The organism is Mesorhizobium sp. M7D.F.Ca.US.004.03.1.1 (assembly GCF_003998635.1).
In the GTDB taxonomy this organism is placed as follows: domain Bacteria; phylum Pseudomonadota; class Alphaproteobacteria; order Rhizobiales; family Rhizobiaceae; genus Mesorhizobium; species Mesorhizobium loti.
Window position 1 is genome coordinate 1 of record NZ_RZQG01001349.1, and the last position, 1156, is coordinate 1156.

At 63.0% G+C, this 1156-nt stretch carries 1 protein-coding gene and 2 pseudogenes; all 3 read right to left on the reverse strand.

The genetic code is table 11. The annotated features are described in order from the left end of the window. A pseudogene (locus EN935_RS36970) lies at positions 1 to 309 on the reverse strand (GNAT family N-acetyltransferase); the annotation flags it as partial. After that, positions 306 to 1088: an AAA family ATPase gene (locus EN935_RS36975; RefSeq protein ID WP_109669486.1), complete on the reverse strand. Its 783-nt coding sequence runs from the start codon at positions 1086 to 1088 to the stop codon at positions 306 to 308. The gene EN935_RS36975 and the pseudogene EN935_RS36970, both read right to left, overlap by 4 nt. After that, positions 1088 to 1156: pseudogene (locus tag EN935_RS42980) on the reverse strand (VOC family protein); the annotation flags it as partial. The pseudogene EN935_RS42980 and the gene EN935_RS36975, both read right to left, overlap by 1 nt.

Sequence of the window (1156 nt, forward strand, 5' to 3'; positions counted from 1 at the left end):
GAGATGGATCGTGCCGCCTTCCGGCTGGTAGCCGCGATGGTCGAGTACGGCTTCGAGCTCGCCGGCGATGTCGGGAACCCGAAACAAGGGCGTCTGGCCGTGACCGATGTAGAAGGACTCGGCGGCGTTGATGACTGCATCAGGTGCACCGCGCTTGCCACGCAAGGGATTGGCCGAATTGGTGCGCCGGATCCGTCCGCCGGACCGTCTCAAAAGCCAGCCCTCCACAACCGCCTCGGTTGCCGCCGGCCAGCCTTCGCGGCACGTCTGCTCGATGCGCCAGTTGAGATCATCGTCGCCGGCGCTCACGCGTCATCCTCCCTCAGCGCTTCCTCCATAAAAGCCTGCGGATCGGTGCAGAAGTCGCGCATCATGCGAAAATGATCGGTATCGCTGAAATCGGTCGGGTCGAGTCCGAAGCGGCTGATCCGGAACAGCCGCGCTCCGGGACAAGCCATCAGCAGCGGCGAATGCGTCGCCATGATCACTTGCGCGGTGCCCGACTGGTCCATGCGCCGCAGCATCTTGAGCAGTTCGATCTGGCGAGACGGCGACAGCGCGCTCTCAGGCTCGTCGAGGATGTAGATGCCTTGCCTGCGGCAGCGCTCTTCGAAAAAGCGGATAAACCCCTCGCCATGCGACCAGGACAGGAAATCCGGCGGTGGTGGCCTGAAGGGGTCTTCCAGCGCCGCCTGATCGAGATAGCGAGCCACGGAGTAGAAGGATTCGGCGCGAAAGAACCAGCCGGCGGTGACTTTCGGCAGCCAGTGGCCACGGAATGTGTTTGCCAGTGCCGCACCGCTCTTGTCGATGGCGCTGGAATGGTCGACCGGCCTATAACCTTTGCCGCCGCCGGCTTCGTCGTAGCCGGCAAGTGCGCCGATGGCCTCAAGCAGCGTCGATTTGCCGGTGCCGTTCTCGCCGACAATGATGGTGATCGGCGTGGTGAATTCGAGTTCGAAGTCATGGCCGCGAAACAGCGGCAGGTTCCAGGGGTATTTTTCCCAATCCTCGACCCGCGCGGGATCAAGCAGGATGCGCTTGAGATAGGGAGCCTTGAGCCGCGTCAGCTGCTTGCGATGGGCCATCAGCCAGGCAGCGAAATCGTGCCGTCTTCCGCGATCGGAAAGGCCGGATTGTGCGCCACTTCCCAGAC